This window comes from Bordetella trematum, from assembly GCF_900078335.1.
Taxonomy (GTDB): Bacteria; Pseudomonadota; Gammaproteobacteria; order Burkholderiales; family Burkholderiaceae_B; genus Bordetella; species Bordetella trematum.
The window spans coordinates 220783-243021 of record NZ_FKBR01000046.1 but is presented as its reverse complement, the minus strand read 5'-3'; the positions used below and the strand labels follow the sequence as shown (position 1 = coordinate 243021).

Genomic DNA, 22239 nt, shown 5'->3' with positions numbered 1-22239 from the left:
AGACGCCGCCTGGGTGGCCGTATAACCTATCTGACTGGCGCTAAAGAGTCCTTGCAGTACGGTTCTACTCGGGTCTGCCGGGGTGGGTTCAACCCACCAGGCACTGTTCAAGGCCGCGGGTGAGAATCTCCTGCGGCAGTTTGCGGCCGATGAACACCATCTTGGTGGACGGTTTCTCGGCCGAGGTCCAGGCTTTGCCGGGTTCGGCGCCCATCATCATGTGCACGCCCTGGAACAGCATGCGACGGTTGATGCCCTTCATGTAGAGGATGCCCTTGTAGCGCATCAGGTCCGGGCCATACACCTGCACCACGCCCCCGAGGAATTCCTCCAGGCGGGCCGGATCGAAGGGCTTGTCGGAACGGAACACGAAGGCGCCGATCTCGTCATCGTGCGCGGGATGGTGATGATGGTCGTGATTGCAATGCGCGCCGCACTCATGGTCATGGTCATGGTCATGGTCATGATCGTGGCCGTGGCCATGCCCGTGGTCATGGTCGTGCTTGGCGTCCGGATGTTCATCGGCCAGGAATTCCGGGTCGATGTCCAGGATGGAATTCAGGTTGAAGCCGCTGATGTCGATGATCGACTTCAGCTCGACTTCGCCGAAATGCACCGGCGTGATCGGGGCGCGCGGGTTGATGCGCACCAGACGCGCACGCAGCGCCTCGTAATCGGCATCGTTGACCAGGTCGCGCTTGGAAACCAGGATGCGGTCGGCGAAGCCGACCTGCTTCTGGGCTTCCGGCTGGGCGTCCAGCGTGGCCATGCCGTGCTTGGCGTCGACCACCGTCACGACCGCATCCAGGCGGTAGTACTCGGCGATGTCGTCGTCCATGAAGAAGGTCTGGCACACCGGGCCGGGGTTGGCCATGCCGGTGGTTTCGATGATGACCCGCTCGAATGTCAGCTCGCCGGCCTGGCGCTTGGTACGCAGCTCATTGAGCGTGCGCATCAGGTCGCCGCGCACGGTGCAGCACACGCAGCCGTTGGACAGCTCGATGATCTCCTCGTCGCTATCCTGGACCAGCAGGTCGTTGTCGATGCTTTCCGGCCCGAACTCGTTTTCGATCACGGCCACGCGGCGGCCGTGGAACTCGGTCAGGATGCGCTTGAGCAGGGTCGTCTTGCCGGCACCGAGAAAGCCGGTGAGGATGGTGACGGGAACCATTTTGTCCAAATTGCGCGGGGTAGTCATGACGATGCTGGGTGCGTAAATCGGCTACGGGTGTGAGCAAACGCTGAACCGACAGGGGGTGCCTGTCGTTAAGCCATCGCCAGCGGCTGACGTGCCTGGGGAAAGCGCCCCGACGCACGCCAGCCTGTGCCGGCGACGTGAATGCGACAACTCGCGGCTCGAGTTGGGGCTGTCGAGACTGGGGGTTCCCTGGGGCGGTCGATGCGCCCTCGGGGGTTGCCAATCGCGACCGGACGCAGGATTACAGCACAGTCGGCTGTCAGGGGCAAACCCCGCTTTCTGCGCGCGCTGCATTTTGATGCAGATCGCCGCCCTTAGGCGGCCAATATCGGGGTAATCCCTGCAAATGGGGGCAAAACCCGCCAAACCTCGCCGGGCGTCAGTGGGGATGGGTATGCGCCGGGGGGGCTTTTTTCTGGCATTGCGGACAGAGCGCGCGGATTTCGGTTTCGTGTGTCGCCAGGGCGAAACCCGTCAGGGCCACACGCTCGGCCAGTTGCTGGCTCATGGCCGGATCGCTGATCTCGGCCACGGCGCCACAACCGGTGCATACCACCAGCAGGTCATGCGGCGCGCCGGCCGCGTCATGACAGGCTGTCCAGGCATTGACGGCGTCCAGACGGTGAATCAGTCCTTCGTCCATCAGAAAATCCAGGGCGCGGTAGACGGTGGGGGGAGCCGCGCCCGGATGCACTTCGCGCATCGCCTCCAGCAGCTCATAGGCCTTGAGGCTGCGTCCATGGGTGAGCAGCAGCTCCAGAACCTTGCGGCGGATCGGCGTGAGCCGGCGCCCGCGCTCGGCGCAGAGGGATTCGGCGAGATGGAGTTGTTCGCCGATGGTGTCGGCGCGGCTGGAGCGGTCAGGGGCAGACATGGCGCGGGAACAGACGGTTCAGGAATGAGGCGAAGGTATCAGAAAACACCTGGCTCCGGGGATCCGCCCCACGATTGTTATGATATAACATAATAAAACTTGGAAATCGGCCGTAATGGCCCGGATTGTGATGGTTTCGTTTTCTTCTTCCGTGCTGCGGCAGGGGCTGGGCTGGCGACTGGGTTGGGCGCTTGCGGCCTGCCTGTGCGTCTGGGGTTTGCTTGGCTGGGCCCTGGCATGACCCCGGCCCCCCTCGTTCTGGAACAGGCCAGCTTCGGCTGGCGCGGGCAGCCGGTGCTGCAGGCGGTGAGCGGCTGCTTCGCTCCCGGCAGCATGACGGCCATCGTCGGCGCCAATGGCGCCGGCAAGTCGACCCTGGTCAAGGGGCTGGCCGGCGTGCTCGCGCCCTTGGCGGGGCGCCTGCGAGGGGGCGGGGCCCAGGTGGCCTGGCTGCCGCAGGCCGCCGAGCTCGAGCGCGATTTCCCGATCACGGTGCTCGACGCCGTGGTGATGGGCGGCTGGCGGCGGGTCGGCGCCTGGCGCGCCGTGTCCGCCGGGCAGACGCAGCAGGCCTGGCAGGCGCTGGCCCGGGTTGGCCTGCAGGATTGCGCCGACCGCCGGTTGCAGGCCCTGTCCGGCGGCCAGCTGCAGCGCGTGCTGTTTGCCCGTCTGTTGATGCAGGAGGCGCCGGTGCTGGTGCTCGACGAACCTTTCGCAGCGGTCGATGCGTCGACCACTGCCGCCCTGATGCGGCTGTTGTGCGCCTGCCATGCCGAGGGCCGCACGGTGATCGCCGTGCTGCACGATGAGGCGCTGGTGCGGGCCCACTTTCCGCACACCCTGCTGTTGGCAGGCCGTGTGCTGGCCTGGGGGCCGACGGCGCAGGTGCTGGCCCGACGGGAGCAGGCGGCATGAGCGTATGGCAGGCCTTGCTGGCGCCGTTTGCGGACTTCGGTTTCATGCGGCGCGCCCTGGCCGGCGCGGTCGCGCTGGCCTTCGGCGCCGCGCCCCTGGGCGTCTTTCTGGTGTTGCGCCGCATGAGCCTGATGGGCGACGCCATGTCGCACGCCATCCTGCCCGGGGTGGCCGCCGGCTACCTGCTGGCTGGCCTGTCGCTGGGTGCGATGCTGGTCGGCGGCATCCTCACCGGGCTGACCGTGGCCTTGCTGTCGGGGCTGGTCACGCGGCTGACCCCCCTGCGCGAAGACGCCAGCTTTGCGGCGTTTTACCTGATCTCGCTGGCGCTGGGCGTGCTGCTGGTGTCGCTGCGCGGCTCCAACGTCGATCTGCTGCATGTGCTGTTCGGCACGGTGCTGGGCCTGGACGATGGCGCGCTCTGGCTGGCCGGCGTGGTGAGCTCCCTGACCCTCGTGTGCCTGGCGCTCATCTACCGCCTGCTGGTGATGGAGTGCTTTGATCCGGGCTTCTTGCGTGCCGTCGGGGCGCGAGGCTGGCTGGCCCATTTTGTTTTTCTGGCGCTGGTGGTGATCAATCTGGTGGCGGGTTTTCAGGTGCTGGGCACGCTGATGGTGGTGGGCATGATGATGTTGCCGGCCCTGGCCGCGCGCTTCTGGGCCAGCAGCATCGCCAGCCAGATGCTGCTGGCCATCGCGCTGGCCAGCCTGGCGTGCTGGGCGGGCTTGCTGGCCTCGTTTCATGCCGATCTGCCGGCCTCGCCGTCCATCATCCTGGCCGCCGGCGCGCTGTATCTCTTCTCCATGGTGGCGGGGCCGCAGGATGGCCTGCGCACGCTGTTGCGCCGGCCCCGGCCGGTTTTCCCTCGCGAGGTATGAACATGAACATGCATTGGGCGCGTCGCCTGGGCCTGGTGGCCCTGGCTTTGGTGCCGGCCTTGGGCGCCTGGGCGGCGCCGGTCAAGGTGGTGACCAGTTTTTCCATCCTGGAGGACCTCGTCAAGGAAGTGGGCGGGCCGCAGGTCGAGGTGCAAAGCCTGGTGGGACGCGACGGCGATGCGCATGGCTTTGAGCCCGGCGCAGCGGATTCGCGCAAGCTCGCCGATGCGCAGCTGCTGGTGGTCAACGGCCTGGGATTCGAACCCTGGCTGCCGCGTCTGACCCGGGCGTCGGGCTTCAAGGGGCAGACGGTGGTGGCTTCGCAGGGCGTCAAGGCGCGCGCCTTCAGCGAGGCGGGCGAAGGACATGATCATGACGACCACGACCACGACCACGACCACGACCACGATCATGATCATGATCATGATCATGGGCACGAACACGGTCATGGCCATCACGGTCACTCCCACGGGCCGCAGGACCCTCATGCCTGGCAGGACCTGCGCAACGGCATGATCTATGCGCGCAATATCGGCCGGGCGCTGGAGGCGGCGGATCCGGCGCATGCCGGGCAATACCGTGCGCGCACCGACGCCTATGTCGCCCGTCTGCAGGCGCTGCAGTCGCGCACCGAGGCGGATTTCGCCGCGATTCCTGCGGCGCGTCGCAAGGTGGCCAGCTCGCATGAGGCTTTCGGCTACTTTGGCGATGCCTATGGCATCCGCTTCATTCCCGTCGCTGGGCTGTCCACGATGTCGGAACCGTCGGCCTCCGGCTTTGCCGCCATCGTGGCGCAGATGCGCGAGGAGCAGGTGCCGGCCATTTTTGTCGAGAACATCGGCAACACCCGCCTGGCCGAGCAACTGGCACGCGAAACCGGTGCCAAACTGGGCGGTACGCTGTATTCCGACGCTCTGGCTCAGGCGGGCGAGCCGGGCGCAAGCTATCTGGGGATGTTCGAGTGGAACGTAAAACAATTGCTCAAAGCCTTGCAGCCTTGACGCTGGCCGCCGCGCCGGCCCTGGCGCCAGCGCATCCGCATATGTGGATCGACGCCCGGGCCGAGGTGGCTTTCGATGCCGAAGGCAGGGTGACGGCGGTGCGCCAGCAATGGCAGTTCGATGAGATGTTCGGCGCCTACGCCATGCAGGGACTGGCGCGCGAGGCCGATGGCGGGCTGGCTGCCGAAACCCGCGAGCGCATGGCGCGTGACTGGATGACGGCACTGGGTGAACCGGTGTCGCACTACTTCACGCGGCTGACCCACGGCGGACGCACGCTGGCCTTCGGCACGCCGCAGGATGCCGACGTGCAATGGGATGGCGAGCGCCTGCGCCTGTCGTTCACGCTGCCGCTTGCCGAGCCGGTCGCGCCGGGCGCCGAGGGCATCGCCGTCGACATCTTCGACCCGACCTATTTCGTGGCCTATGCTTTCGATGCGCCGCAAGCCTGGACCCTGAAAGACGCGCCCGCCGCGTGCCGGCAGCACTATCGCGCCCCGCAGGCGCTGGACTGGAAAACCATGCAGCAACTGGCGGCCATCCCGGCCGATATCGATACCCTGCCCGATGAGCTGTTCGCCATCACCAAGGGCTTGACCCACCACAATCTGTTGCGCTGTCCATGAGGCGGCGGTGGATGCCAGCGGCCGCAGGCCTGCTGTTGCTGGTGCTGGCCGGGCAGGCCCTGGCCCAGGCTCATCCCTTTGCCGTGCCCGAGGCGGGGGCGGCGGGGCCATCCTGGTTGAGTCAGATCACGGCCTGGCAATCTCACTTCTATCGTCAGTTGACGGGCGCGGTGCGAGCCTGGCGCGAGGAGGGCGCCGGGTTGCTGATCGGTCTGTCCTTTGTCTATGGCGTGTTGCATGCGCTTGGGCCGGGCCACGGCAAGGCGGTGATATCGGCCTTTGTGCTGGCCAATCACCAGAGCGCGCGCAATGGTGCCGTGCTGGCCCTGCTGTCGGCCCTGTTGCAGGCGTTCGTGGCCATCGCGCTGGTGGCGGTGCTGGCGGGCGTTTTCAATGTCACCGCGCAGGTGATGAACACCGGCACGCGCTGGCTGGAGTCCGCGTCTGCGGCGCTGGTGGTGGCGCTGGGGGGATGGTTGGTGTGGACCAAGACGCTGCGGCCCTGGCTGCGCGCCGTGCCATCCGGACATCGTCATCATGAGGGCTGTGGCTGCGGTCATGTGCCCCCGCTGGCGCTCATGAGTGGCCGGCTGGACTGGCGGCGCGCCTGGACCGCCATTGCCGCCGTCGGCCTGCGGCCCTGCAGCGGGGCCCTCATCGTGCTGGTGTTCGCCTTGTCGCAGAAGCTGTTCGGCGCCGGCGTGGCCGCTGCGCTGGCCATGGGGCTGGGGACCGGACTGACGGTGGCCGCGCTGGCCATGGCGGCGGTGTGGTCCAAGGATACGCTGGCTCGGCGCAGCGCCCGTATTTCAGAGCGCGCCGCCGCCCGCCTGCGTTATGCCATCGAGGCCGTGGCGTCGCTGGCGGTGTTGCTGCTGGGCCTGCTGCTGCTGGCGGGCCATCTCGCCGACGGCTAAGCGTCGTCCGAGTTGCCCGCCCGGATGCAAGCGGGCATGGTTGATAGAAAAGATATGTTATATCATTCTATTCCGTATTTGTAATGTTATAACGTTTTGGATAAATCATGCCGCTTGTCCTGCCTTCGCCTCTGAAGCCGCATTACGCCGCGCTCGCCCTGGTTTTCGCCACCCCCTTGAGTTGGGCCCAATCGTCGCCCTCGCCACAGGCGGTGGAGCTGGCCCCCATCCGGGTGTCGGCCGATCCGCTTGGCCAGGAGGCCGATCGCAGCGCTCTGCCGACGACCGTGCTGCAGGGTGAGGAGCTGGTGCTGCGCCGTCAGGGCACCCTGGGCGATACCTTGCAAGGTCTGCCGGGCATTCACTCGGATACGTTCGGGGGCGGGGCCAGCCGCCCGGTCATTCGCGGGCAGACGGCGCCGCGCGTGACGGTGCTATCCGATGGCTCGCAGCTGATGGATGCCTCGGCGATTTCGCCTGACCATGCCATTACCGTTGAACCGCTTCTGGCCGATCGCATCGAGGTACTGCGCGGGCCGGCCACGTTGCGTTATGGCGGCGGCGCGATCGGCGGGGTGGTCAACGTGCTGGACAAGCGTATTCCCACGGAGGCGCCGGCTGGCGGGCTGGAAGCCGAAGCGGAGTTGCGCGCGGCAACGGGCACCAGGGAGCGCGCCGGCGCCATCGGCATCACGGCGGGCAGCGACAGCTTCGTGGTGCGCGTCGAAGGCCTGAAGCGGCGCAGCAGCGACTACCGGGTGCCCGACTGGGAGCACGGCAAGCTGGCCGGTTCGTACAGCGAGTCATCGCAAGGGTCGGTGGGGATGTCCTGGATCGGTCCGCGCGGCTATCTTGGCGTGGCCTTCACCCATATCGAAAGCAAGTACGGCCTGCCCGGACACAGCCACGAGTATGCGGATTGCCATCCGCACGGCGATCACCTGCATTGCGGCGGCCATGGGCATGACCACGGGCACGGCCATGCGCACGATCATGACCATGACCACGAACACGGCGGGCTGCCTTATGTGCGCTTGCGCAGCAACCGGGGCGACTTGCGCGCCGAGTATCTCGACCCCTTGCCCGGCTTTGCCAGGCTGCGCTTGCGCGGCGGCGTCACCGACTATCGCCACGACGAGATCGAGGGCGACGAAGTCGCCACGCGCTTCAAGAACCGAGGCTATGACGCGCGTCTGGAACTGGAGCACAAGCCCTGGGGCGGCCTGCGCGGGGTGATCGGCCTGCAGACCGCCTACAGCGACTTTCGCGCCGATGGCGAGGAGGCCTTCCTGCCGCGCAGCAAGACGCGCGCCCACGGGCTGTTCCTGATCGAGGAGTACCGCCTGAACGACTGGCGCTTCGAGGCCGGCGCGCGCCAGGACTGGCAGCGTGTCTCGCCGGCCGATGGCCTGCAGGCTTCGCGGCTGTCGGGCACGTCGCTGTCTGCCTCGGCCACCTGGGACTTCGCGCCGCAATATTCACTGGCGCTGTCGGTGTCGCGTTCGCAGCGCATGCCCAGCGCCCAGGAACTGTATGCCGACGGCGTGCACCTAGCCACCAATACCTATGAGATCGGCGATGCCAGGCTGGGCCGGGAAACGTCGCGCAATATCGATCTGACGCTACGCAAGCACGAGGGCGCGACGACCTTCACCGTGAGCGCCTTCCATAATCGGGTCAACAACTACATCTACGGCAAGACGCTTGATCGCCATGAAGATTTCCGTCTGATCGCCTATACCCAGCAGGATGCGGAATTCACCGGGGTGGAAGGCGAGATCCGGCAGCAGTTCACGCCGGTCTGGTCGGGCGCGGTGTTCGGCGATTATGTGCGCGGCAAACTGACCGCAGGCCAGGGCAATCTGCCGCGCATTCCGGCCGGCCGGATCGGGGTGCGCGCCAATGCGCAATGGCAGCAGTGGGCCGGCGGCCTGGAATATGCCTATGTATTCCGCCAGAAGGACATTGCTGCCTATGAGAGCGAAACCCCGGGCTATGGCATGGTCAATGCCAATCTGAGCTACCGCTTCGCGGCGGCCGGCGGCCAATACGAGGTCTACCTGCGCGGCCACAACCTGCTGGACAAGCTGGCCTACAACCACGCCTCCTTCCTGGCGCGGGTTGCGCCCCTGCCGGGCCGCTCGGTGATGCTTGGGGTGCGCATGACCTACTGAGGCCGGCCTCAGTCCTTGGCGCCGCCCTTGCGGGTGGCGCGGGGATGCGCCTGGTCATAGACCTTGGCCAGATGCTGGAAGTCCAGCCGGGTGTAGATCTGGGTGGTGGTGATGTTGGCGTGGCCCAGCAGTTCCTGCACTGCGCGCAGGTCCTGCGCCGATTGCAGAAGGTGGCTGGCGAAGCTGTGGCGCAGCACGTGAGGATGCACATGGGCCGGCACGCCGGCGGCCTGCGCCAGCCGCGCGAGCTGCAGCTGCACCACGCGCGGGGCCACGCGCGCGCCGCGCGCGCCCAGGAACAGGGCATGCCGGTCGGCCGCTGGCGTGGCGGGCTTGAGCAATGCGCCACGCACGGCCAGCCAGGCATCCAGGGCCTGCAGGGCGGCGCGTCCGATCGGCACGCTGCGCTGTTTGCCGCCCTTGCCGAGCACGACCACTTCGGCCTCGCCGCGATTGAGCCAGCCGCGCGGTTCGGCGCCTGCCTCGCGGTGATAGTGCGTGTCCAGGCCCACCAGCTCCGACAGCCGCAGACCGCTGGAATAGAACAGTTCGAACATCGCCAGGTCGCGCAGGCCGGGCGGCTCCTGATTCAGGCGCGCGGGCGCATGATCCAGCAGGGCCTGAGCCTGGTCGACCGCCAGCGCCTTGGGCAGCGAGCGTGGCGCCTTGGGCGCGCGCAGGCCGGCGACCGGATTGGCCGCGAGCCCTTGTTGCGGGGCCCACCAGTGATAGAAGCCGCGCCAGGCCGCCAGGCGGCGCGCCAGGCTGCGCGGCCCCAGGCCCTGCGCATGCAGCTGCGCCACTGCCTGGCGGATGTGGCCGGCCGACAGATCCTGCAGCGGCAGGCCGGTGCGTTGCGCCAGATCGGCCAGCGACAGCAGGTCGCGCCGGTAGGCCGACAGGGTATGTGGCGAGTAACGCCGCTGGGTCTGCAGATGCCGCAGCCAGTCCGCCAGCGGGCCGGTCAGGGCGGCGTCGTCCATGGCTGGCTCAGGCGGCGGCCAGCCGTTGCAGCGCGGCTGAGGCCAGGCGGCCGATGGCATCCAGAAAGGCCGTGCCTTTATCGGGACTGAAGCGCGCGGCATCCTCTGAGCCCAGGATCAGCAGCCCGATGCTGGGCGCCTGCGGCTGCAGCCGCAGTGCCACCAGCGCCAGCGACTTGGGCGTGCCGCCCAGCCAGCGCACCGCCTCGAAGCCGGTCTCGTGGCCGCAATAAGGGGTCTGCAGGCTGTCGGCGAACGCGCGCGCATCGGCGCTCTCGGACAGCGCATCGCTGTCGTCGGGCAGGCCGGGCAGGTTCCACAGACGCAAGGCCGCATGCTCCAGCCCGAACTCGGCGGCCAGTCCGCCGCTGATGGCAGTGGGCAGGTCGGCGGCCTGGACGGTGCCCAGCAGAGTCTGGGTCCAGCGCGCGATCTGCTGGCTGATCTTTTCGTTGGTGGCGGCGTTGTGGGCCAGCTCGTTCAGCTTCCACTCCAGGCCGCGCACACGCTCGCGCAGGGTCTGGATCTGGCGCTCGGCCAGCGAGATGGCGCGTCCGCCGTGCGGGTTGGGCACGTGCAGACTGGCGAAAATTTCGGCATGTTCCTCGAAGAACGAAGGCTGTTCCTGGAGAAAGCGCGCAATCTCGTGCGCGTTCGGGGTCATCGTGGTCATGGGGGCGGGCTTATTCGGGAAAGGGGCGTTCTCGGGGGCGCGCTCAGCGGCGCGTCGCCAGGGATAGAACCAGCCTGTCGATATCGACCTGGCCATGGAAAACGGATTCGGCCGGGCCGGTCATGCGCAACTGCTGGCCGTTCCAGGCCACGGTGAGCATGCCGCCGCGGGTCTGTACCTGCACCGGGCTGTCCAGCAGGCCGCGGCGGATGCCGGCGGCCACGGCCGCGCAGGCGCCGGTGCCGCAGGCCAGCGTTTCGCCGGCGCCGCGTTCGTACACGCGCAGGCGGATGTGGCGGCGGTCGACGATCTGCATGAAGCCGGCGTTCACGCGGCGTGCAAAACGCGGGTGCGACTCGATCTGCGGGCCCTGGCCGGCGACGTCGGCCAGCGCGATGTCCTCGACCACCTGCACGGCGTGCGGGTTGGAGATCGCTACGATCGACAGATCGACAGCGGCCTCGCGCAGAGGCAGGCGGTAAAGGGTGTCTTCGCCTTGCGGCAGGGTGTCCAGACCGCTGGCGTCAAAGGGCAGGGCGGCCGGCTCGAAACGCGTCACGCCCATGTCCACCGTCACTTCGCCTGCAGGGGTCTCGTCCAGCACGATGATGCCGGTGGCGATCTCGGCGCGCAGCGGGTTCTTGTCCGACAGGCCCTGTTCGTGGACGAAGCGCACGAAGCAGCGCGCGCCGTTGCCGCAGTGCTCGACTTCGCTGCCGTCGGCATTGAAGATGCGATAGCGGAAATCGGCATCGGGCCGGGTGGCGGGCTCGACCAGCAGGATCTGGTCGGCGCCGATGCCGAAATGACGGTCGCCCAGCGCGCGGGCGCGTTCGGGCGTCATTTCGATGGTTTGGCGCACGCCGTCGAGCACGACGAAGTCGTTGCCCGCACCCTGCATTTTGGTGAAGTTCCAGGTCATGGCGGGATTATCGCCCATTCGTCCGGGTTCGGGCAGGCGCGGGCGACGGGCTCAGTAGAGCTTGGGCGTGCCGGGCGGGCGGGTCTTGAAGCGGCGGTGCACCCAGTAGTACTGGCTGGGGCAGCGGCGCACCCAGCCCTCCAGTTCGCGATTCAGGCGCGCGGTGGCGTCTTCCAGGGAGTCATCGCCGGGGAAGTCGGCCAGGGGCGGCAGCACCTCGATCTGGTAGCGGCCGGTGTGCGGATCCCAGAAATCGAGGATGGGCAGCACGGCGGCGTTCCATTTGCGCGCCAGCTGCGCGGTCGCCACCAGCGTGGCTGCCGGCACATCGAAGAAGGGCACGAACACCGAGCCTTTGGGGCCGAAGTCCATGTCGGGCAGGTAGTAGACCGGGCGCGCCTCGCGGAAATGGCGGATCAGGTCGCGTACACCGTCCTTGCGGCTGACCAGGAACACCTCGTTGAAGCGCGCGCGGCCCCGGCGCACGACCTCGTCGACGGCCGGATCGCTTTGCGGCGTATACATGGTGGCCGCGGTGGGCAGCCGCCGGCTCAGCAGGGTGGCCGCGACATCCAGGGCGATGAAGTGCGGCGCCAGCAGGATCACCGGGCGACCGGCCTGGGTGAGTGCGTGGATCTGTTCGGCGCCGCTGACCGAGGCCATGGCCTCGATGGCCTGCGGCGTGCCGTACCAGAGCACGCCCCGGTCCACGATGGACTGGCCCAGCGCGCGGAAGTGTTCCTGTACCCAGCGCTCGCGCGTCTCGGCGCTTTCGGCGGGGAAACAGATTTCCAGGTTGCGCCGCACGATGCGCACGCGTGACTTGGCCAGCCGCATGGCCAGCCAGGACACGAAAGCGCCGGCGCGCTGGCGCGCGCGCGGACTCATGCGGCCGAACCAGCCAAACAAACCGTCCAGAAGGCGGATCTTGAAACGGGTGCTCATGTGTCAGGCATGGCGGGCGCGCCACGCGGCGTCTTGTAGCGGTTGTAGCCCCAGAGATACTGGTCGGGGAAACGTCGTATCAGCGTTTCCATGCACTGGTTGAACAGTGCGGCCTGAGCCTGGGGATCCTCGGGCAGCGGTTCGGGCACACGTACGTAGTGCAGGCGCCAGCCCCGGCCGCGTGGCAGCCGTTCGGCCGCGCACAGGATGACCGGCACGCCGGTCTGGGCGGCCAGCTTGCCGGTCAGCGTCACGGTGTAGGCCATGCGGCCGAAGAACGGCGCCCACACGCCTTCACCCACGCCCGGCGCCTGATCGGGCAGCAGGCCCACCGCTTCGCCGCGCCGCAGCGCCCGCACGAACTCGCGCACGCCTTGCATATTGGCCGGCACGGCGCGCACCGCCGAGTTGTTGCGTGCACTTTCGAGCAAGGGCGCCAGCACGGCCTTGCGCGGTGGGCGGAACATCACCGTCAGCGGCACCTTGTGCGCCATGTGACGGGCGGTGATTTCGAAACAGCCCAGGTGCGGCGTGAGAAACAGAATGCCGCGCCGCTCGGCGATGGCTTGCTCGACGATCTTGAAGTCTTCGCCGACCTGGGCACGCGCCAGGCTGTCGGCCTCGCGGAACCAGATCTTGGGCATCTCCAGGATCATGGCGCCGACCTGGCCGGCCGCGCGCCGCGCGAAGGCGGCTTCGGGATAGCCGGCCTGGGTGGCGTTGGCGCGCAGGCGCTGGCGATACTTGCCCGGCCAGGCGTAGGCCAGCCTGCCCAGGCCCCGGCCCAGACACTGCAGCAGGGGCAGCGGCAGTGCGGCAAGAAAGCGGAAAAAGGCGAGCAGCATGTGTCTGAAAATTAGGGCAAGCGGGCCGGGGTTGGTAAAAAACGGCAGGATGGCGCCTCACAACGGTTCCCCGCCAGGCCGCCTATTTTGGCCTAAAATGACATCAGTCGCCGAGTTAACCGACAACTTGCGGGGCGACGGTGCGCTTTCGGGCGCGCCAAATCCGCTAAAGCGTCGCGCCCAGATTTCCTGAAGTGCTTGAAGGACGATCCGGGGCGCAGCGCGCCTCGTTCAACCCGAATCCGGCATGGTGCCGGGTATGCATGTAAGGACGCATCCGTGGCAAACAACGATTTTCTCTTCACCTCCGAATCGGTTTCCGAAGGCCACCCCGACAAGGTCGCCGACCAGATTTCCGACGCCATTCTCGACGCTATCTTCACGCAGGATCCCAACGCCCGCGTGGCCGCCGAGACGCTGTGCAACACCGGGCTGGTGGTGCTGGCCGGTGAGATCACCACCACCGCCAACGTCGATTACATCCAGGTTGCGCGCGACACCATCCGTCGCATCGGTTACGACAACACCGATTACGGCATCGACTACAAGGGCTGCGCCGTGCTGGTCGGCTACGACAAGCAGTCGCCCGACATCGCCCAGGGTGTGGATCGCAAATCCGAGGACTACCTCAACCAGGGCGCCGGCGACCAGGGTCTGATGTTCGGCTACGCCTGCGACGAAACCCCCGATCTGATGCCCGCGCCGATCTGGTACGCCCACCGCCTGGTGCAGCGCCAGAGCGAGCTGCGCAAGGACGGCCGCCTGCCGTGGCTGCGTCCGGACGCCAAGTCGCAGGTGACCTTCCGCTACGTCGACGGTCGTCCGGTCGAGGTCGACACTGTGGTGCTGTCGACCCAGCACGCGGCCGAGGTCTCGCAGTCCACCATCCACGAAGCCGTCATCGAAGACATCATCAAGCCTTGCTTTCCCGATGGCCTGATCACCGCCAAGACGCGCTTTCTGGTCAACCCGACCGGTCGCTTCGTGATTGGCGGCCCGCAGGGCGATTGCGGCCTGACCGGCCGCAAGATCATCGTCGACACCTATGGTGGCGCATGCCCGCACGGCGGCGGCGCCTTCTCGGGCAAGGATCCGTCCAAGGTGGACCGCTCGGCTGCCTACGCCGCCCGCTACGTGGCCAAGAATATCGTGGCCGCCGGCCTGGCGCGCCAGTGCCAGGTGCAGGTCAGCTACGCCATCGGCGTGGCCGAACCCATCAACATCACGGTCTACACCGAAGGCACGGGCGTCGTTCCCGACGAGCAGATCGCCAAGCTGGTGCGCGAGTATTTCGACCTGCGTCCCAAGGGCATCGTGAACATGCTGGACCTGTTGCGCCCGATCTACACCAAGACGGCCGCCTATGGTCACTTCGGCCGCTCCGAGCCCGAGTTCACCTGGGAAGCCACCGACAAGGTCCAGGCGCTCAAGCAAGCCGTCTGATTGCCGGTTTGCGGGCCCGCGCCCGCCTCGCACGACCCTGCAGCGCCGCCCTCCCGGGGGGGCGCTGTTTTTTTTGAAAGGCAGGCCAGTCCTGCCGGGCTGTCAAGTAATCGCCAGTCGGCAATAGGGCTAAAAAATAAGGGTCGCAGGGCGGGTGCTAAGCTTGCGCCCCATGAGCCGTTCTGAAGAATCCTCCCCTGCGCTTGCCGCCGGCGCTTTCGCCGCCACGGACTCGCCCTGCGTGGCCGTGTGCTCCACCCTGTTCGACGATATCTGCCGTGGCTGCGGCCGCACGGCCATGGAAGTGGCTAACTGGGTGTTCATGGACGAGGAAGAAAAGCGCGCCGTCTGGATCCGGATCCGCGCCCAGGGCTATCCGCGCCGCAACAACCCCTGACGCCCTGTCTTGGCCCTGTCACACGGGGCGGGCCTAATCGAGCTTATCGTCTCGCCGGGGCCCAGACATGCGTATTGCTCTCGTCACGGATGCATGGCATCCGCAAGTCAATGGCGTGGTCCGTACCTGGACCACCATGCAGCGCCTGCTGACCAGCTGGGGGCATGAGCTGCGCGTGGTCAGCCCCGAGGGCGGGCCTACCGTGCCTGCGCCTTCCGAGCCCGAGCTGCGGCTCAGCCTCAGGCCGGGACGGCAGGTCAAACGGGTGCTGGGCGACTGGGTGCCCGATGCCCTGCACATTGCCACCGAAGGGCCGCTGGGGCTGGCGGCGCGGCGGCTGGCGCTGCGCCGCGGCTGGCCTTTCACGACCTCCTTCCATACGATGTTCCCGGATTATCTGCAGGCTCGCATGGGCATTCCGGCCGGCCTGCCCTGGCGTTATCTGCGCTGGTTCCACCGCCCGTCGCAACGGGTGCTGGTGCCTACGCCCACCGTGGCCTCGGTGCTGACCGGCCGCGGGCTGGGCAACTTGCAGATCTGGTCGCGCGGGGTGGATACCGAGCGCTTTCAGCCGGTGGCCTCCGAGGTGCTGTCGCATTTGCCGCGCCCGATCTGGCTATCGGTTGGCCGGGTGGCGCGCGAGAAGAATCTGGACGCCTTCCTGAGTCTCGATCTGCCCGGCAGCAAGGTGGTGGCAGGCGCCGGGCCAGATCTGGCGCGCCTGCGCCGCAGTTTCCCGGAGGCCCACTTCCTGGGCGCGCAGGGCGATGCGCAATTGCCGGCCCTCTATAGCGCAGCCGATGTTTTCGTCTTCCCCAGCCTGACCGACACCTTCGGTCTGGTGATGCTGGAGGCGATGGCCTGCGGCACGCCGGTGGCGGCATTCCGCAGTGAGGCCCCGCTGGCCGTGGTGCGCGCGGGCGAGACCGGTATGCTGGACGATGACCTGGGGCGCGCCTGCGTGGCTGCGCGTCGCCTGGATCGTCGTGCGGTGCGTGCCTGGGCGCAGACGCGTGGCTGGGAGGCCATCGCCCAGGACCTGCTGGCCGCGCTGGCGCCCATCGGCGGCATGGCGCAGGACAGCGCGCCGTCACGCGTGATGCAGGCCTGAAGTGGCTGCGGGGCTTTTCGGGCCGGGGCCTGAACCGCTACAATGCCGCTGTCCCTGAGGAGCGCTGCGACGATAGCCGGCCAAGCCGGTTCGCCAGGCTCAGGAATCCTTGTCCAGGCCGCGCCTTGCGCGCGGCCTTTGCAACGGCGCTCACCTTTGCCGCCAGGCCGGCGAGGGCGAGCGCCTGCTTCATGGTTCTCTCTCCGGCCGCGTGCGCGCCGTCCGTTTACACGTGGAGAGCAACACCATGAATGCAGTGTCTGACAAAGCCCTTTCCGAATCCATCGTCGCCGACATGAGCCTGGCGGGCTGGGGCCGCCGCGAGCTGGCCATCGCCGAGACCGAAATGCCGGGCCTGATGGCCATTCGCGAAGAGTACGCCGCCACCCAGCCGCTCAAGGGCGCGCGCATCGCGGGCAGCCTGCACATGACCATCCAGACCGGGGTGCTGATCGAAACCCTGGTGGCCCTGGGCGCGGAAGTGCGCTGGGCGTCGTGCAACATTTTCTCGACCCAGGATCACGCTGCCGCCGCCATTGCCGCCACGGGCACGCCGGTGTTCGCCGTCAAGGGCGAGACGCTGGAAGAATACTGGCAGTACACCCACAAGATCTTCGAGTGGCCGCAAGACCGTCATGCCAACATGATCCTGGACGACGGCGGCGATGCCACGCTGCTGCTGCACCTGGGCGCCAAGGCCGAGCAGGACATCTCCGTGCTCGACAACCCGGGCAGCGAAGAAGAGCGCGTGCTCTTTGCCGCCATCAAGACTACGCTGGCGCGCGATCCCAAGTGGTACTCGACCCGCCTGGCGCAGATCAAGGGCGTGACCGAGGAAACCACCACCGGCGTGCACCGCCTCTACCAGATGTCGCAGAAGGGCGAACTGGCCTTCGCGGCCATCAACGTCAACGACTCGGTCACCAAGTCCAAGTTCGACAACCTCTATGGTTGCCGCGAATCGCTGGTCGACGGCATCAAGCGCGCCACCGACGTCATGGTGGCCGGCAAGATCGCGGTGGTGTGCGGCTACGGCGACGTGGGCAAGGGCTGCGCCCAGGCGCTGGTCGCGCTGCGCGCTCAGGTGTGGGTCACCGAGATCGACCCGATCTGCGCCCTGCAGGCCGCGATGGAGGGATTCAAGGTCGTGACCATGGAAGAAGCGGCCGCCCACGCCGACATCTTCGTCACGGCCACCGGCAACTACCATGTCATCACGCGTGAGCACATGGAGGCCATGAAGGACCAGGCCATCGTTTGCAATATCGGCCACTTCGACAACGAGATCGACGTCGCCTCGATCGAGAAAGATTGCCAGTGGGAAGAGATCAAGCCGCAGGTCGATCACGTCATCTTCCCCGATGGCAAGCGCATCATCCTGCTGGCCAAGGGCCGTCTGGTGAACCTGGGCTGCGCCACCGGCCACCCGTCGTTCGTCATGTCGTCGTCGTTCGCCAACCAGACCATTGCGCAGATCGAGCTGTTCACGCGTAACGAGGCCTACACCAGCGGCCAGGTCTACGTGCTGCCCAAGCACCTCGACGAGAAGGTCGCCCGCCTGCATCTCAAGAAGCTGGGCGTGCAGCTGTCGACGCTGTCGCCGGCCCAGGCGCAGTACATCGGCGTGCCGGTCGAAGGCCCCTTCAAACCGGCCCACTATCGCTACTGATGGATGTAGCATAGGGGTGGTCTGAGGGCCGCCCCTTTTTCACAGGAGATCGATATGGCATTGCTTCTGGTCTGGATCCTGAATGCTGTGGCGCTGCTTGCCGTGGCCTACCTCTTGCCCGGCATCGTGGTGGCAAGTTTTGGTTCGGCGCTGATCGCCGCGCTGGTGCTGGGCTTGCTGAACATGCTGGTCAAGCCCGTGCTGGTGGTGCTGACCCTGCCCATTACCGTCGTCACGCTCGGTCTCTTCCTGATCGTCCTGAATGCGCTGTTGTTCTGGCTGGCGGGCTCCATCCTGCGCGGCTTCCAGGTCAATGGCTTCTGGTGGGCCGTGGCGGGCGCGATTCTGTACAGCATCATCGCCGGCCTGCTTTCCAAACTCATACCTTGATGACCCAATCCTCTTCCCCTGCGTTCAGCCTGGAGTTCTTCCCGCCGCGTGACATCGCGGCGCAGGAGCGGCTGGTGCGCGCGGCCAAGCAGATGCTGGCCATTCAGCCGCGCTATGTCAGCGTAACGTTCGGCGCGGGCGGATCCACCCGCGCCGGCACGGCCGAAACGGTGCGTACGCTGGCCAATATGGGCTGCGATGCTGCGCCCCACCTGTCGTGCATCGGCGCTTCGCGCGATCAGCTGCGCGACATCCTGGCGCAATACCGCGAGGCGGGCGTGCGCCGCGTCGTGGCGCTGCGCGGCGATCTGCCTTCGGGCATGGGCGGCGATGCCGGCGAATTGCGCCATGCGGTCGAACTGGTGCGTTTCATCCGCGAGGAAACCGGCGACTGGTTCCACATCGAAGTGGCCGCCTATCCCGAAATGCACCCGCAGGCCATCAGCCCGACGGCTGATCTGAACCACTTCGTGGCCAAGGTCCAGGCCGGCGCCGATGCGGCCATCACGCAGTACTTCTTCAATCCCGATGCCTATTTCGATTTCGTCGAACGGGCCCGGGCGCGCGGCGTGACCATCCCCATCGTGCCGGGCATCATGCCCATCACCAACTACAGCCAGCTGTCACGCTTTTCGGAGATGTGCGGAGCCGAGCTGCCGCGCTGGATCCGCCTGCGTCTGGCCGAGTTTGGCGATGACAAGGCCTCTATCCGTGCTTTCGGCCAGGATGTGGTGACCGACCTGTGCCAGAACCTGCTGGACAACGGCGCGCCCGGGCTGCACTTCTATACGCTCAACCAGTCGGAAGCGACCATGGGCATCTGGAAGAATCTGCAGCGCTGACGGTCCGCTGGCCTGAAGCCGGCGCATTCCTGACGGCCACCCTTGCGGGTGGCCGTTCTCGTTGGACGAGCGCCGGATGGCGGACCGTCTGATTGCGGCAGGATGCGGATGGTTTTTCGTCGCCGGCTGTCAGGAATGAGTGGCCGCCGACGACTCTGGAGGTAACGCCGATGGCGGCGTCCTTTTCCGGAGTCTTTCCATGTCCCGTTCCTCTCCCATCCTGTCCCTGCAGACCGTTGCGGCCCTGGCTGCCGGCCTGCTCGCTGCGGCGAACGCCACGGCCAACGCCGCCGATCAGCGCTGCGGCGCTGGCACCTGCGGCAAGAAAACCGTCCAGGGCGATGCCTCCAAGACGGCCCCTCAAGGCAAGAAGAAAAAAGACGAGAAAAAGGCCGAGCAGGCCGCCCCGGCCGCTGAGGCTGCCAGCATGCCCGATGCCAGTTGCGGGTCCAAGGACGCCAGCTGCGGCAAGAAAGATGCCGCATGCAGCAAGAAACCGGATGCCTCGTGATCGGCCTGGGTTACCGGCGCGAGATGGCAGACTGGAATCTGTCTGCCATCGAAGCGGATTTCTTCGAGGTCGCGCCCGAGAACTGGTTGAGGCGTGACCGCGCGCCTTTGCATCGCCTGCGCGCGCGGGGGTGTCCGATCGCCTTGCACGGGGTGTCGCTGAGCCTGGGGGGCGCGCGTGCCGTCGATGCCGCCTTTCTGAAGGCGGTGCGCGCCCTGATGGACGAGTTGCAGGCCGAGCACTATTCCGACCACCTGGCCGCCAGCGGCGACGCCCATCAACTCTATGACCTGTTTCCGATTCCCTTCACGCGGGCCCAGGCGCTGCGTGTAGCCGGGCGCATCAGGCAGGCTCAGGACATCCTGGGGCGGCGCATGGCGATCGAAAACACCACCTGGTACACGAACATCGGCGACATGTGCGAGGCTGACTTCCTTTCCGAAGTCGCCGAGCGCGCCGACTGCCGCATCCTGCTGGATCTCAACAACATCGATGTCAACCACAAGAACCATGGCGTGCACGACATCGAGGCGTTCCTGGCGCGCATCGATCTCGCGCGCGTCAGTTATCTGCATGTGGCGGGCCATGAGTTCGACGCGCGCTTCGGCCTGTTCATCGATACCCACAGCCGGCCGGTGGCGCCGGCCACGCTGCAGCAGGCGCGTCGCCTGAACCAGGACCACGGCCTGCCCGTGTTGCTGGAGTGGGATCACGATCTGCCCGGGCCGCAGGCCCTCAACCGGGAGCTGGCATGTCTGCGGGCTTTTTCGACTACGTGAGGGGGCGCAGCGAGATCATGCCGGCCGGCTATGACCCGGCCGGCATGAGGGTCTACCGCCACCTGGTCTATGTGGGCGTCAGCCAGATGCTCGATGGCGCCTTTCCTGCCCTGCGCGGCGGGCTGGGCGAGGTCGCCTGGCGGCTTTTGATCAAGGCGTTCATCCGGCAGTCCGCCTGGAGCTCGCCCTACTACGGAGATTTATGCGATGCGTTTCTTGAGTTCGTGGCGCGCGAAAGTCGATGAGGCAGGCCTGGGCCTGCTGTTGTTGCGGCTGTGGGTCGGCATGGAGTTTTTGCGTGCGGGCTGGGTCAAGCTTGGGGGTGGCTGGCAGGCGCCGCAATGGTTTCGCGAATTATCCTTTCCCTGGCCGCAATCCTGGCTGGCGGCCGATTTCAACTGGGTGGCGGCCGGAGGCCTGGAAATCGTATTCGGTCTGGCCCTGATCCTGGGCGTGGGCGTGCGCTGGGCCTCGGCCGTGTTGCTCTACGTGGTGTACGTGGCAGTGGCGGCGGTCCATTTCGACCTTGGCTGGGCTGGCTGGAACCAGATCGAAACGGAGGATGGCCAGGGGTTCAAGGTGCCGCTCATGCTGGCCCTGATGCTGCTGGTGTTGTTGACGCAGGGTGGCGGGCGCTACGGTCTTGGCCGCTTGTGCTGCGCCCGCTGCAAGCGCGATGGATAGTGCCGGCCTCTGGGAGGCCGAGGCGCTGGCACGCTGGCGCGAGCCGATGCTGCGTTTTGCCCGTCTGCATCTGCCCTCGCAAGAGGAAGCCGAAGACGCGGTCCATGACACGCTGCTGGCCGTGCTGGCCGGCCACCCGGCCGTCGGCGATCCGCGCCGCTATCTGTTCGGCGTGTTGCGGCACAAGATCGTCGATCGCTTGCGAGCGCGTTACCGGGCGCCGGTGGCCCTGCCCGATGACGAGGCGCTGGATATCTTGCTGTTCAGCGCGGCCGGCCAGTGGGCGCCGGGGATGGCCCCGGCGTTGTGGCGCGGGCCCGAAGACGACGCCCGCACGCGCGAGTTCTTCGACCTGCTGGATGCCTGTGTGCATCGCCTGTCGCCGCACCATGCACAGGTGTTCAGCATGCGCATGTTCCTGGAGTGCGAGGCGCCCGAGATCTGCCGCGTGCTGGGGCTTTCGCGCAGTGCCTACTGGCAGTGCCTCAGCCGGGCGCGCAAGCAGTTGCAGGCCTGTCTGAGCGAGCACGGGCTGAGAGGGGAGGGGCGTTCATGAAATGCCGCGACTATGTGTTCGGCCTGACATCGGGCCAATGGGAAGACGCCGCCTGGCCGACGCGTCTGGCAAGCGGCCTGCATCGTGCGATGTGCGTGCGCTGCCGGCGTTTCAGCGCCAATGACGCGCGCCTGCTGGCGCTGGCCGCCCGCTACCGCGGCTGGTTGACCGGCGAGGATGCCTCGCCGCCAGCCGACCCGGATTAACGCAGGGTGTGCGAGAACACCTTGGCGCTGCCGGCGGCGGCGCCGCCGGTCTCCAGCGGTGCGGTAGGCACCCAGCCGGCCGGCGTGAGCACGGCGGCCAGCTGCACGTCGTGCGGCGCCGGTTGGTAGTCTTCGGGCAGCAGGCCCTCTTCCCAGGCGATGCCGATGGCGATATAGGGGTGGCCGGCCTGGTTCAGTGCAGCCAGCGTGCGGTCATAGTAGCCCCCGCCGTAACCCAGGCGGTCAGCCTCGGGGGTGTAGCCCAGGGTGGGCACGAGCACCACGTCGGGCACCACTTCGGTGTCGCCGGTGGGCGCCTCGATGCCGTAGGCGCCGGGTTCCATGGGCGTGTCAGGCGTCCAGGGGCGGAACACCAGCGCCGCGTCGCGTTCGCGCACGACCGGCAGGCAGACCGTCAGGCCGGCTTCCTCGACCCACTGTTCCAGTAGCGGGCGCAGATCGGGCTCATCGTTCATGGGCCAGTAGGCGGCGATGGTCTGCAGGCGGCGGCCCTGCGCCTGGGCGCGCTCGCGCGCAACATTCAGCCAGGTGAACAGACGGCCGCGCATCAGCAATGCGCCCCGGCTGCGTTGGCTCAAGGGCAATTCGCCGCGTTCTTGGCGCAATCGCGCCCGCAGCGCGACTGCGGTATTCTCTTCAGTATTTCTGGTCTGCATGCAGGCTGGCCGATAGAGCGGTA

The 22239-nt window shown here is 67.1% G+C and carries 26 protein-coding genes and 1 riboswitch; of the genes, 18 read left to right on the top strand and 8 right to left on the bottom strand.

Annotation, left to right across the window (positions count from 1 at the left end):
* Positions 1-88 precede the first annotated feature (88 nt).
* Positions 89-1198 (bottom strand): CobW family GTP-binding protein, encoded by a 1110-nt coding sequence (locus A7V84_RS18210; RefSeq protein WP_063491716.1) that lies wholly within the window; start codon positions 1196-1198, stop codon positions 89-91.
* A gap of 379 nt (positions 1199-1577) precedes the next feature.
* Entirely contained in the window at positions 1578-2072 is a 495-nt protein-coding gene (locus A7V84_RS18205) for a Fur family transcriptional regulator (protein WP_025514138.1), read from the bottom strand.
* Between the two features lie 237 nt (positions 2073-2309).
* Here A7V84_RS18205 and A7V84_RS18200 point away from each other — a divergent pair, with 237 nt between their 5' ends.
* From A7V84_RS18200 to A7V84_RS18175, 6 genes are all read left to right on the top strand, one after another.
* Entirely contained in the window at positions 2310-2987 is a 678-nt protein-coding gene (locus tag A7V84_RS18200) for a metal ABC transporter ATP-binding protein (RefSeq protein WP_025514136.1), read from the top strand.
* Positions 2984-3865, top strand: coding sequence for a metal ABC transporter permease (locus A7V84_RS18195; RefSeq protein ID WP_025514134.1), 882 nt, complete (start codon positions 2984-2986; stop codon positions 3863-3865). The genes A7V84_RS18200 and A7V84_RS18195 overlap by 4 nt, the downstream gene beginning before the upstream one ends.
* 2 nt (positions 3866-3867) lie before the next feature.
* Entirely contained in the window at positions 3868-4866 is a 999-nt protein-coding gene (locus tag A7V84_RS18190) for a metal ABC transporter solute-binding protein, Zn/Mn family (RefSeq protein ID WP_063491717.1), read from the top strand.
* 41 nt (positions 4867-4907) lie between these two features.
* Complete coding sequence (locus A7V84_RS18185) at positions 4908-5492, top strand: DUF1007 family protein (protein WP_231886833.1); 585 nt, start codon at positions 4908-4910, stop codon at positions 5490-5492.
* A gap of 11 nt (positions 5493-5503) precedes the next feature.
* Entirely contained in the window at positions 5504-6409 is a 906-nt protein-coding gene (locus tag A7V84_RS18180; protein WP_170283352.1) for a nickel/cobalt transporter, read from the top strand.
* A 107-nt stretch (positions 6410-6516) separates the two neighbouring features.
* The gene (locus tag A7V84_RS18175; protein WP_025514125.1) at positions 6517-8583 is read left to right on the top strand and encodes a TonB-dependent receptor domain-containing protein; all 2067 of its coding nucleotides are present in this window, start codon (positions 6517-6519) and stop codon (positions 8581-8583) included.
* 8 nt (positions 8584-8591) lie between these two features.
* Here the strand turns inward: A7V84_RS18175 and xerC are convergent, their stop codons facing one another.
* The 5 genes from xerC to A7V84_RS18150 are packed head-to-tail and all read right to left on the bottom strand — an operon-like array spanning position 8592 to position 12951.
* Positions 8592-9566, bottom strand: coding sequence for a tyrosine recombinase XerC (xerC, locus tag A7V84_RS18170; protein WP_025514123.1), 975 nt, complete (start codon positions 9564-9566; stop codon positions 8592-8594).
* A 7-nt stretch (positions 9567-9573) separates the two neighbouring features.
* Positions 9574-10239, bottom strand: a complete 666-nt coding sequence (locus A7V84_RS18165; protein ID WP_033535179.1) for a DUF484 family protein — start codon at positions 10237-10239, stop codon at positions 9574-9576.
* A 43-nt stretch (positions 10240-10282) separates the two neighbouring features.
* Positions 10283-11179 (bottom strand): diaminopimelate epimerase, encoded by an 897-nt coding sequence (gene dapF / locus A7V84_RS18160; protein WP_063491719.1) that lies wholly within the window; start codon positions 11177-11179, stop codon positions 10283-10285.
* A 33-nt stretch (positions 11180-11212) separates the two neighbouring features.
* On the bottom strand, positions 11213-12106 hold the full coding sequence (locus tag A7V84_RS18155) for a lysophospholipid acyltransferase family protein (RefSeq protein ID WP_025514120.1): 894 nt from the start codon (positions 12104-12106) through the stop codon (positions 11213-11215).
* On the bottom strand, positions 12103-12951 hold the full coding sequence (locus A7V84_RS18150) for a lysophospholipid acyltransferase family protein (RefSeq protein WP_063491720.1): 849 nt from the start codon (positions 12949-12951) through the stop codon (positions 12103-12105). The genes A7V84_RS18155 and A7V84_RS18150 overlap by 4 nt, the downstream gene beginning before the upstream one ends.
* A 279-nt stretch (positions 12952-13230) precedes the next feature.
* Here A7V84_RS18150 and metK point away from each other — a divergent pair, with 279 nt between their 5' ends.
* From metK to A7V84_RS18090, 12 genes are all read left to right on the top strand, one after another.
* Positions 13231-14394: a methionine adenosyltransferase gene (metK, locus tag A7V84_RS18145; protein ID WP_063491721.1), complete on the top strand. Its 1164-nt coding sequence runs from the start codon at positions 13231-13233 to the stop codon at positions 14392-14394.
* Between the two features lie 172 nt (positions 14395-14566).
* On the top strand, positions 14567-14791 hold the full coding sequence (locus A7V84_RS18140; RefSeq protein WP_025514116.1) for a DUF1289 domain-containing protein: 225 nt from the start codon (positions 14567-14569) through the stop codon (positions 14789-14791).
* Positions 14792-14858: 67 nt separating this feature from the next.
* The gene (locus A7V84_RS18135) at positions 14859-15902 is read left to right on the top strand and encodes a glycosyltransferase family 4 protein (RefSeq protein ID WP_025514115.1); all 1044 of its coding nucleotides are present in this window, start codon (positions 14859-14861) and stop codon (positions 15900-15902) included.
* Between the two features lie 50 nt (positions 15903-15952).
* Positions 15953-16061, top strand: a riboswitch (S-adenosyl-L-homocysteine riboswitch).
* A gap of 88 nt (positions 16062-16149) precedes the next feature.
* Positions 16150-17571 (top strand): adenosylhomocysteinase, encoded by a 1422-nt coding sequence (gene ahcY / locus A7V84_RS18130; RefSeq protein WP_063491722.1) that lies wholly within the window; start codon positions 16150-16152, stop codon positions 17569-17571.
* Between the two features lie 54 nt (positions 17572-17625).
* A complete protein-coding gene (locus A7V84_RS18125; RefSeq protein ID WP_025514111.1) occupies positions 17626-17961 on the top strand; it encodes a phage holin family protein in 336 nt (111 codons plus the stop codon).
* Positions 17961-18803 (top strand): methylenetetrahydrofolate reductase [NAD(P)H], encoded by an 843-nt coding sequence (gene metF / locus A7V84_RS18120; protein ID WP_025514108.1) that lies wholly within the window; start codon positions 17961-17963, stop codon positions 18801-18803. Before A7V84_RS18125 ends, metF begins: the two co-directional genes overlap by 1 nt.
* A 199-nt stretch (positions 18804-19002) precedes the next feature.
* Positions 19003-19314: a hypothetical protein gene (locus tag A7V84_RS21240; protein ID WP_063491723.1), complete on the top strand. Its 312-nt coding sequence runs from the start codon at positions 19003-19005 to the stop codon at positions 19312-19314.
* Positions 19287-20093, top strand: a complete 807-nt coding sequence (locus A7V84_RS18110; RefSeq protein WP_082832950.1) for an MbnB/TglH/ChrH family RiPP precursor modification enzyme — start codon at positions 19287-19289, stop codon at positions 20091-20093. The genes A7V84_RS21240 and A7V84_RS18110 overlap by 28 nt, the downstream gene beginning before the upstream one ends.
* Positions 20066-20338: an HvfC/BufC N-terminal domain-containing protein gene (locus A7V84_RS18105; RefSeq protein WP_025514103.1), complete on the top strand. Its 273-nt coding sequence runs from the start codon at positions 20066-20068 to the stop codon at positions 20336-20338. The genes A7V84_RS18110 and A7V84_RS18105 overlap by 28 nt, the downstream gene beginning before the upstream one ends.
* Positions 20301-20777, top strand: a complete 477-nt coding sequence (locus A7V84_RS18100) for a DoxX family protein (protein WP_025514101.1) — start codon at positions 20301-20303, stop codon at positions 20775-20777. Before A7V84_RS18105 ends, A7V84_RS18100 begins: the two co-directional genes overlap by 38 nt.
* On the top strand, positions 20770-21333 hold the full coding sequence (locus tag A7V84_RS18095) for a sigma-70 family RNA polymerase sigma factor (protein ID WP_063491724.1): 564 nt from the start codon (positions 20770-20772) through the stop codon (positions 21331-21333). Before A7V84_RS18100 ends, A7V84_RS18095 begins: the two co-directional genes overlap by 8 nt.
* Positions 21330-21539 (top strand): hypothetical protein, encoded by a 210-nt coding sequence (locus tag A7V84_RS18090; RefSeq protein ID WP_025514097.1) that lies wholly within the window; start codon positions 21330-21332, stop codon positions 21537-21539. The genes A7V84_RS18095 and A7V84_RS18090 overlap by 4 nt, the downstream gene beginning before the upstream one ends.
* Here A7V84_RS18090 and A7V84_RS18085 read toward each other — a convergent pair.
* Positions 21536-22216 carry a 5-formyltetrahydrofolate cyclo-ligase gene (locus A7V84_RS18085; RefSeq protein WP_025514095.1) on the bottom strand — a complete coding sequence of 227 codons (681 nt, stop codon included), beginning with the start codon at positions 22214-22216 and terminating at the stop codon, positions 21536-21538. The genes A7V84_RS18090 and A7V84_RS18085 overlap by 4 nt on opposite strands.
* Positions 22217-22239: the final 23 nt, after the last annotated feature.

Excerpts from the sequence above, each read along its gene's own strand:
- A7V84_RS18210 (WP_063491716.1), bottom strand. The coding sequence starts at position 1,198 with ATGACTACCCCGCGCAATTTGGACAAAATGGTTCCCGTCACCATCCTC.
- A7V84_RS18205 (WP_025514138.1), bottom strand. The coding sequence starts at position 2,072 with ATGTCTGCCCCTGACCGCTCCAGCCGCGCCGACACCATCGGCGAACAA.
- A7V84_RS18200 (WP_025514136.1), top strand. The coding sequence starts at position 2,310 with ATGACCCCGGCCCCCCTCGTTCTGGAACAGGCCAGCTTCGGCTGGCGC.
- A7V84_RS18195 (WP_025514134.1), top strand. The coding sequence starts at position 2,984 with ATGAGCGTATGGCAGGCCTTGCTGGCGCCGTTTGCGGACTTCGGTTTC.
- A7V84_RS18190 (WP_063491717.1), top strand. The coding sequence starts at position 3,868 with ATGAACATGCATTGGGCGCGTCGCCTGGGCCTGGTGGCCCTGGCTTTG.
- A7V84_RS18185 (WP_231886833.1), top strand. The coding sequence starts at position 4,908 with ATGTGGATCGACGCCCGGGCCGAGGTGGCTTTCGATGCCGAAGGCAGG.
- A7V84_RS18180 (WP_170283352.1), top strand. The coding sequence starts at position 5,504 with ATGCCAGCGGCCGCAGGCCTGCTGTTGCTGGTGCTGGCCGGGCAGGCC.
- A7V84_RS18175 (WP_025514125.1), top strand. The coding sequence starts at position 6,517 with ATGCCGCTTGTCCTGCCTTCGCCTCTGAAGCCGCATTACGCCGCGCTC.
- xerC (WP_025514123.1), bottom strand. The coding sequence starts at position 9,566 with ATGGACGACGCCGCCCTGACCGGCCCGCTGGCGGACTGGCTGCGGCAT.
- A7V84_RS18165 (WP_033535179.1), bottom strand. The coding sequence starts at position 10,239 with ATGACCACGATGACCCCGAACGCGCACGAGATTGCGCGCTTTCTCCAG.
- dapF (WP_063491719.1), bottom strand. The coding sequence starts at position 11,179 with ATGGGCGATAATCCCGCCATGACCTGGAACTTCACCAAAATGCAGGGT.
- A7V84_RS18155 (WP_025514120.1), bottom strand. The coding sequence starts at position 12,106 with ATGAGCACCCGTTTCAAGATCCGCCTTCTGGACGGTTTGTTTGGCTGG.
- A7V84_RS18150 (WP_063491720.1), bottom strand. The coding sequence starts at position 12,951 with ATGCTGCTCGCCTTTTTCCGCTTTCTTGCCGCACTGCCGCTGCCCCTG.
- A7V84_RS18140 (WP_025514116.1), top strand. The coding sequence starts at position 14,567 with ATGAGCCGTTCTGAAGAATCCTCCCCTGCGCTTGCCGCCGGCGCTTTC.
- A7V84_RS18135 (WP_025514115.1), top strand. The coding sequence starts at position 14,859 with ATGCGTATTGCTCTCGTCACGGATGCATGGCATCCGCAAGTCAATGGC.
- ahcY (WP_063491722.1), top strand. The coding sequence starts at position 16,150 with ATGAATGCAGTGTCTGACAAAGCCCTTTCCGAATCCATCGTCGCCGAC.
- A7V84_RS18125 (WP_025514111.1), top strand. The coding sequence starts at position 17,626 with ATGGCATTGCTTCTGGTCTGGATCCTGAATGCTGTGGCGCTGCTTGCC.
- metF (WP_025514108.1), top strand. The coding sequence starts at position 17,961 with ATGACCCAATCCTCTTCCCCTGCGTTCAGCCTGGAGTTCTTCCCGCCG.
- A7V84_RS21240 (WP_063491723.1), top strand. The coding sequence starts at position 19,003 with ATGTCCCGTTCCTCTCCCATCCTGTCCCTGCAGACCGTTGCGGCCCTG.
- A7V84_RS18110 (WP_082832950.1), top strand. The coding sequence starts at position 19,287 with ATGCAGCAAGAAACCGGATGCCTCGTGATCGGCCTGGGTTACCGGCGC.
- A7V84_RS18105 (WP_025514103.1), top strand. The coding sequence starts at position 20,066 with ATGTCTGCGGGCTTTTTCGACTACGTGAGGGGGCGCAGCGAGATCATG.
- A7V84_RS18100 (WP_025514101.1), top strand. The coding sequence starts at position 20,301 with ATGCGTTTCTTGAGTTCGTGGCGCGCGAAAGTCGATGAGGCAGGCCTG.
- A7V84_RS18095 (WP_063491724.1), top strand. The coding sequence starts at position 20,770 with ATGGATAGTGCCGGCCTCTGGGAGGCCGAGGCGCTGGCACGCTGGCGC.
- A7V84_RS18090 (WP_025514097.1), top strand. The coding sequence starts at position 21,330 with ATGAAATGCCGCGACTATGTGTTCGGCCTGACATCGGGCCAATGGGAA.
- A7V84_RS18085 (WP_025514095.1), bottom strand. The coding sequence starts at position 22,216 with ATGCAGACCAGAAATACTGAAGAGAATACCGCAGTCGCGCTGCGGGCG.